The organism is Vagococcus intermedius (assembly GCF_029144185.1).
GTDB classification, from domain to species: Bacteria; Bacillota; Bacilli; order Lactobacillales; family Vagococcaceae; genus Vagococcus_D; species Vagococcus_D intermedius.
On record NZ_CP110232.1, the window covers coordinates 2,216,196 to 2,224,209 of the forward strand.

The following is an 8,014-nucleotide window of genomic DNA, read 5'->3' on the forward strand; positions in this document are numbered from 1 at the left end:
TAATCACTCCTTCAAATTTTAGAATAAGAATTTTAACAAAGCTGTCATCGTTAAAACAGTAATCGCACCACCCAAACGAGTCGCTACTTGCGCAAATGGCATCAAGTTCATACGGTTAGCTGTTGATAAAATTGCAACATCTCCTGTACCACCCATCCCGCTTTGGCACGCTGTAATGATAGCGGCTTCTATTGGATACATGTTCATTTTACCACCTACAAAGTATCCCGTCACCACTACTGTAAGAACTACTGAAATAACAACGACAAAATATTGCCAAGATAGCATTCCAACAACATCTTTTAATGGAATATAAAGCATCCCTAATCCAACCATCAACGGGAAGGTAAAATTAGAAGAGATGAATTTATACAATTGTTTGGAGCCTTTTTCCATATTGGCTGGTAGGAGACTCAAATATTTAACTAGCGCTGCTACTAAAATCATTAAAACTGGTCCTGGAAAACCGGTTAAATGTTGAAGTAAGCCACCTGTAATAAATAAAGTTGAGGCAATTAAAACTCCTGCTCCCATCAATTTAACATCAATTGGACTTTTATCTTCTACCATAGCATCAGACATATCATCTGCATTCATTTTGACTAATTGACCATTCCCACATTTATCTTTCTTTCTTTCACCCACTCGACTTAAAAAAGCTGCACTCATGATTGCAAAGAAATTACCAATAATAGTAGCTGGAATCAACTGCCCCACAAGTTGTTCGCTTGGAATACCTGTAATGGCGCTATACCCTAGTGATAAAGGTAAAATCCCCTCACCAATTCCACCAGCTAAAACTGGGGTAACAATATAAAACATCGTATGTTTAAAGCCTAATCCTAGTAGGGTCCCAATCGTTGTCCCAACTATCATTGCTAAAATCATCCCACACAACATTGGTACAATCATTCGCATTAAACCTTGTACCAAAATCTTGCGATGCATTCCTAAAATACTTCCACAAACTAAACAAGCAATATAAAAATATAAAAAGTTTGCTTGTTTCATTAACATGTCTGTCGCTTCTAAGACATTTGGATTAAAAAGATTAAAAAATACCATAATTGAAGGGACTAACAATGACAAAATAGCCGGCCCTCCAAAATGTTTTAATCCAGGTATATTTCCACCGATGGTCCCTAATAACCAACCTAATGATAAAATAACTGAAAACCCACCAATCATTGAAACTGGTAATTGTTCCAAATAAGCAGTTAAAATAATAATTGCTGCCAAAACGGTATAGACTGGCAATGGTACCGGCCCAATATTCAAGCGACTAGCCTTACTCATACGTGACTCAGTTCGAGTATTTGCTTCCTTCATAATTCTCCTCCTAAAATAAAAACGTTTTCGTTAATTCTATCCAGAACATAGTATACAAAAATAAAAAACTTACTTGCGTTTATTTAAGTATTTTAACTGTTGCTTAATTAATTAAACTATATTCATTAAATCACAACCATTCCGTATTCTATATCGCCTGTGATAGAATGAGGCTAACAATGCTCTTTGTGATTACTAAATTTGGAGGAAGATTATGAAAATAAAACAATTTAATCTATGGATGAAACTTACCTTACTGGTTTTTTTATCAATTCTTCTTTCCCTGTCTTTTGTTTATTTCCAAATGAATAAAGAGATGTCTCGTAGTATTCGAGAAAAACAAGAAAGTGATTTGTTAAAAATAGGTCATTCACTTGCTAATGATCCTACTGTTAGAGCTGCTTTGAAATCCGAAACTAGCACCTCAAAAATCAAACAATTGGCAAAAAATAATGAACAAGCCTTTGGCTTAGACTTTGTTGTCATTATGACTCTAGATAAAACAAGATTGACCCACCCCAACTCTGACAAAATTTATAAGAAATTCCAAGGTGGTGACGAACATAAAGCAATTTCAAAAGGACAAGAAACTGTCTCAACAGCTTCAGGAACCCTCGGCCAGTCATTACGAGCCTTTGTCCCTGTCTTTAATACTGATGGAGAAGAACTTGGTGTGATTTCAATTGGACTCACTACAACGCGTCTAGCTGAAAACCTAACTAAAGCACGCTGGAATTTTTCTATCACCTTACTTTTAAGTATTATGATTAGTCTACTTGCTGCTCTATTCACGGCATTCACCTTAAAAAAACAAATGTATGATCTAGAGCCTAAAGAGATTGCCATTTTACTAGAAGAACGAAATGCTATGTTTGAAAATATTCATGATGCTATTATTGTGACTAATCAATTTTCTGAAATCAGTTTAGTTAACGCCTCTGGGCAAAAGCTTTTGGCAAAATTAGCCCATACGATACATCCCTATGGTGAAAAAATTTCAACCTTAATTCCCGATTTAAAAACATTTAAAAATAATAACACTCAGGTGACTACCGATGAACTCTACCATCAAAATGGTGTTGACTATTTAATTTCGGTAGCGCCTATCGTCGTCCGAAAAAAGAATGTTGGACAGATTATTATTATTCGTGATATGACGGAACTTAGCTCCTTACATGATCAGCTCCTAAATACAACTGCCTATGCTACATCACTACAAGCACAGTCACATGATTTTTTGAACAAGCTTCATGTAATATATGGTCTAACAGACTTACAAGCCTACGACCAACTACATCATTATTTAGAAAAAATTTTAGAACCCGAACAAGAATTTTCTAGTCGAATGGTCTATCTTATTAAAAATCCCCTAATTGCAGGTTTTTTGATAGGGGAACGTAGCCGCTTCGTTGAAAGAAAGTTGCCCTTTATGGTAGAAATTTATCCAGATATTCCGGCGACTACTGATCAAAACATTATCCAGACATGGATTAATATTGTACGTTTTATCCATTCAACTATTCTAGAATTAGAGTCTGCTAAAGATTTACAAATTCGCATTGGTTACTCTCAAAAAAAATTATCTTTAACTTATTCACTACCACTAACAGGTAGTAAACTGGAACAGTTAAAAATAAAACTTCAATCTAATTATTTTTCCAATTTAATTGTGGACTCCAAAAGTCATATTACTTTGGAACCACAAACACAATGGCTTATAATTCACATTAATACCCCTTATCCAATTTATATAGAGGAGGACTGAACATTATGACTAGCGTGAACGTATTAATCGTAGAAGACGATCCGATGGTACTTTATATCAACCAAACATATTTAGATAAAATTGATAACTTTACATTTACAGGCTCAGCAGATAGCGCAACATCAGCACTTACTTTCCTTGAGGCATCCTCGGTTGATTTAGTTTTAATCGATGTTCACTTAAATAAAAGTAGTGGTTTTGATTTAGTTCGAGCAATTCGGGAGAAAAATTTAGAAGTTGATATTATTATGATTACAGCTGCTAACCAGAGTAATCAGGTCGAACAAATGTTTCGTTATGGCGTAATTGATTACATTTTAAAACCCTTTAATTTTGAACGTTTTAAGGCAAGTTTGTTGAAATTTTCAGAGCGTAAAATGTTAATTGACTCCACATCACAGTTATCTCAACATGAATTGGATTACTTATCTCAAACTAAAGAGAGTCTCCCTTCCTTCTCTATGACTGAAGAAGAAGAATTGGAAAAAGGACTGACATATCCAACACTAAACCTTGTAAAAAAAGCAATTCTATCTTTACCGTCTCAATTTACTGTTAATGACTTAAGTAATATCTTAAATCTGTCACACGTCTCAATCAGAAAATATATTCGTTATTTAGAAGACAATAATTATATTACTTCACATCTTGAATATGGAACAATTGGTAGACCTATTACCTACTATTCACTATTAAAATAAAAGAAAGAGGCAATGTTTCACGTGAAACATTGCCTCTTTCTTTTATTTTATAATATCTTAACATACTCTACTACTAAATATCTAAAAGGCTCATCACCTTCAGAATGCGTTTTTATAGCCTTATCTTTCGCTAAAATAGCATGTATTTTTTTTCGTTCAAAAGATGGCATAGGATCCAAAAATACTGGTCTTTTAGTTTTTTTAACTGTTTTAGCTGTGTCAAAAGCTAAGCGTTGTAACGCAGATTCCCGTCGTTCTCGATAATCACCGACGTTAATTATAACAGTCAATTTACTTTCTGCCATACGATGAATATAGACTTGAGCTAAATATTGGATCGCATTTAACAATTTCCCATGTTTTCCAATCAACATACCCGGTTTATCACTTTCTAACTTATAAGTAATAGAATTACCTATCCTATCGAATGTGACTACTGCTGGTACTCCCATTTCTTTAGTAATAGTTGTCAAGTAAGTTTCTAATTGTCGAATAGCTTGCTCATCTATAGCACCTACAGCTACTAATTCACCACTACCTTGTTCGTTTTTTTCTTTTTCCAATAAAGGCTTTTGTGTAATTTCTTGATCACGAGTAACTTCAGATGTCATATTATTTTCTTCAAGTGGGCTTATGTTTACGCTTGCTTCTTTCTTACCAAATCCTAAAAAACCTTTTTTTTCTTCGGAAATAATGGTTATTTCCACTTGATTTTCAGAGAGCATTAGGTGGGATAACCCTTTCTGAATTGCTTCATCAACTGTTAATCCTTCATACTTTGGCATAAAATGAACCTCCTTAAATAATTAAATCACATCATTATTTTTTATTTCTTTTTTTCTTTGGAGACTGCGCTTTTTGTAACGCTCTTTCCAAATCACGTTGTTGTTTTGCTACTGCCTCACGTTCACGTTTAATTTTAAATGGATTATTAATAACTAAGGTTTGACCTACTTGGAAAGCATTCGATACTACCCAATACAATGACAAACCACTTGCTAAATTAATCCCCATAAATAAAATCATCGCTGGCATAAAATAAGTCATCATTTTCATTGTAGGATTCGATTCAATTTGACTCATACTTGATAATTTCGTACTTATAAAAGTAAAAATAGCAGCTAAAATCGGTAAAATAAAATAGGGGTCTGGTGATCCCAATTCTAACCATAAGAAGCGTCCAGAACTTAAACCTTGAATGCGAGAAATTGATTGCCATAATGCCATTAAAATTGGCATTTGTACCAATAACGGTAAACAGCCTGCAAAAGGATTAACACCGTGCTCATTATATAAACGTTGCTGCTCCTCTTGTAACTTACGCTTCGTATCTGGATCTTTAGATGCATACTTAACTTGTAAAGCCTTTATTTTCGGTTGAATTTCTTGTGTTTTACGCATACTTTTATTTTGATAATGCATCAATGGTAGCAAAATAACTCGGACTATAATTGTAAATAGAATGATCCCGATTCCAGCATTACTCCCAAAAGATAACGCTTTAATTGCACGACCAAAATTAAAAACGATATATCGCTCCCAAATACCTGTACTTTGAGCTGTAATATCTCCTGTACCACATCCTGTTAGTACTAATAATGTGGTCATCATTGCCACTACTAAAAGAATTTTTTTCTTATTCTTCACTTTTCTAACCCCTCTATCCAACTAAATTATATTTGCTAATTTAAAGACATGCTTTAAATTATTAGCTACCTCTTCTGTTGTTAATTTTGTGATATTTGGACGAGCTATCACGATTAACTTCTTAGTAGGATCAATTTGATTTTTCATTTGGAATAGAGCTTCTCTGATTTGCCGTTTAACACGATTTCTCATCACTGCATTTCCAACTTTTTTACCAACTGAAAGACCCACTCTAAAATGTTTTGGCTCAATCACGTCATCTTGGGCCGCAATATAAACAACAAAATTCCTATTAGCATAGGAATTTTTCTGCTTCATAATAGTATGAAATTCCATTTCTTTCTTTATACGATAGGATTTTTTCATCTTAATCCCCTTTCAACAAAACTACTAAGGCATATGAGTTATTTATGCCAAAAACTCATCCTAATCATACCACAATTTAAGGTAATTTCCTCGTTAATTTTGCTACAAAATTTCTATTAGAAAATACTAAATATGACCTTTTGCCTTAGAAACTAATCATGGCAAAAAGTCATATTTGATTATAAAAAAAACCACTGATTAAATGTCAGCGGTTTATGAGCATAAAACTTTTCTTCCTTTACGACGTCTTGCTGCTAAAACACGACGACCGTTTTTAGTACTCATGCGTTTACGGAAACCATGAACCTTGCTATGTTTACGGTTATTTGGTTGGTATGTTCTTTTCATAATGTGGCACCTCCTATATAAATAATATCTTCTTTTATAGTTAGACAGACCCTAATAGTATACGAAAATCCCCCTCTTCTGTCAACCTTTCTTATCAACATATTCATTATCTTAAAAAATATTCTTCCATTTTTTAAGTTTAAAGTTATCCACATCTTTTTTTTATTGATTATTGCCTGTTAATTACTTTATTTTATTTTTATTTATTCTTAAGTTATTAAGTACTTATTAACAAATTAATAACTTGTACAAAAGTTATCCACAAGCCTGTGCTATCTTGTTTATAACTTATTCAAAGGTTACTGTACCAATTTAAAGTTATCCACAAAAATATAAACAGAAACGTGTGGAACTTTTTTATCAACATATGAAATCTGTTTGTGGATAAGATGTTTCACACCTGTGGATTTGTTTTTTCGAGTTTATTTTAACAGTGGAAAACTTTTTTTTTTAATGCTAAAATAGAAAACGATTCGAATGAATAGATAAAGGAGGCATTTATCATATGCCAAATATTACTTATATTTGGAAAGAACTCGTTGATGATTATAGACAAATTCTAACTACACCAAGTTTTAATGCTTGGATTGAACAAGCCAAACCAATAAACCTAATCGATGGACAATTAACAATTGAAGTTCCTTCAACTTTACATAAAGAATATTGGGAAAAAAATTTAGCTACCAAAATTGTGGAAACTGGTTTTAAATTAACTGGTTCTGAAGTTACACCCATTTTTATTGTACAAAATGAAAAACTAACAGAAGATCGGCTTTTAGATAATACTAGTAACTTAGATCCTGTTATTTCACAACTTACTAAAGAAAATAGTAAAAAAGCTTTATTAAACCCAAAATATACATTTGATACCTTTGTTATTGGTAAAGGTAATCAAATGGCACATGCGGCAGCTCTCGTTGTCGCAGAAGATCCTGGATCGACCTACAATCCTCTATTCTTTTATGGTGGGGTAGGGTTAGGTAAAACTCATTTAATGCATGCAATTGCTCATCAAATGTTACTGAATAATCCTAATGCTAAAGTGAAGTATGTCAGCAGCGAAACTTTTGCAAATGACTTCATTAATTCAATCCAAAATAGAACATCTGAAAATTTCCGTCAAGAATATCGTAATGTGGATTTATTATTAGTCGATGATATTCAATTTTTTGCTGAAAAAGAGGGCACGCAAGAAGAATTCTTCCACACTTTTAATTCACTTTATAATGACGGTAAACAAATTGTTTTAACTAGTGATCGTTTGCCTAATGAGATTCCAAAATTACAAGAACGTCTTATTTCACGTTTTGCTTGGGGACTTTCAGTAGATATTACACCACCAGACTTAGAAACTAGAATCGCTATTTTACGAAAAAAAGCTGATGCTGAGCGACTAGAAATTCCTGACGATACGTTAAGTTACATTGCAGGCCAAATTGATTCCAATATTAGAGAATTAGAAGGCGCTTTAGTTAGAGTTCAAGCTTTTGCCACAATGCATAGTCAAGATATAACAACCAGCTTAGCTGCTGATTCCTTAAAAACTTTAAAACCTGTAGGACAAGCTAATCAATTATCTATTTTAACGATTCAAGAGGAAGTTTGTAACTACTATCATATTCAATTAAAAGATTTAAAAGGGAAGAAACGTGTTAAAAGTATTGTCGTACCTCGACAAATTGCAATGTACTTATCTCGTGAAATGACGGATAATTCATTACCTAAAATTGGAGCAGAATTTGGTGGCAAAGACCATACGACAGTCATCCATTCACATGAAAAAATTCAGCAATTACTTGAACATGATCCGACTATCCAAAAAGAAGTAAGCGAAATTAAAAATTTATTGATTTCATAA

At 33.1% G+C, this 8,014-nt stretch carries 8 protein-coding genes; 3 read left to right on the forward strand and 5 right to left on the reverse strand.

The window, feature by feature from the left end:
- Positions 1 to 18: 18 nt before the first annotated feature.
- Positions 19 to 1,329: a 2-hydroxycarboxylate transporter family protein gene (locus OL234_RS10450; RefSeq protein WP_275469129.1), complete on the reverse strand. Its 1,311-nt coding sequence runs from the start codon at positions 1,327 to 1,329 to the stop codon at positions 19 to 21.
- Between the two features lie 214 nt (positions 1,330 to 1,543).
- On the opposite strand from OL234_RS10450, the gene OL234_RS10455 reads away from it, so the two are divergent.
- Both OL234_RS10455 and OL234_RS10460 read left to right on the forward strand, forming a co-directional pair.
- Entirely contained in the window at positions 1,544 to 3,094 is a 1,551-nt protein-coding gene (locus OL234_RS10455) for a Spo0B domain-containing protein (protein WP_275469130.1), read from the forward strand.
- A 5-nt stretch (positions 3,095 to 3,099) separates the two neighbouring features.
- Positions 3,100 to 3,795, forward strand: a complete 696-nt coding sequence (locus OL234_RS10460) for a response regulator (protein ID WP_275469131.1) — start codon at positions 3,100 to 3,102, stop codon at positions 3,793 to 3,795.
- A gap of 47 nt (positions 3,796 to 3,842) precedes the next feature.
- Here OL234_RS10460 and jag read toward each other — a convergent pair whose 3' ends face one another.
- From jag to rpmH, 4 genes are all read right to left on the reverse strand, one after another.
- Positions 3,843 to 4,580 (reverse strand): RNA-binding cell elongation regulator Jag/EloR, encoded by a 738-nt coding sequence (jag, locus tag OL234_RS10465; RefSeq protein ID WP_275469132.1) that lies wholly within the window; start codon positions 4,578 to 4,580, stop codon positions 3,843 to 3,845.
- A gap of 34 nt (positions 4,581 to 4,614) precedes the next feature.
- Complete coding sequence (locus OL234_RS10470) at positions 4,615 to 5,406, reverse strand: YidC/Oxa1 family membrane protein insertase (protein ID WP_437184441.1); 792 nt, start codon at positions 5,404 to 5,406, stop codon at positions 4,615 to 4,617.
- Between the two features lie 57 nt (positions 5,407 to 5,463).
- Positions 5,464 to 5,808 carry a ribonuclease P protein component gene (gene rnpA, locus OL234_RS10475; protein WP_275469134.1) on the reverse strand — a complete coding sequence of 115 codons (345 nt, stop codon included), beginning with the start codon at positions 5,806 to 5,808 and terminating at the stop codon, positions 5,464 to 5,466.
- Positions 5,809 to 6,021: 213 nt separating this feature from the next.
- Positions 6,022 to 6,156 (reverse strand): 50S ribosomal protein L34, encoded by a 135-nt coding sequence (rpmH, locus tag OL234_RS10480; protein WP_275469135.1) that lies wholly within the window; start codon positions 6,154 to 6,156, stop codon positions 6,022 to 6,024.
- Between the two features lie 505 nt (positions 6,157 to 6,661).
- Here rpmH and dnaA point away from each other — a divergent pair.
- Positions 6,662 to 8,014, forward strand: a complete 1,353-nt coding sequence (gene dnaA, locus OL234_RS10485; protein WP_275469136.1) for a chromosomal replication initiator protein DnaA — start codon at positions 6,662 to 6,664, stop codon at positions 8,012 to 8,014.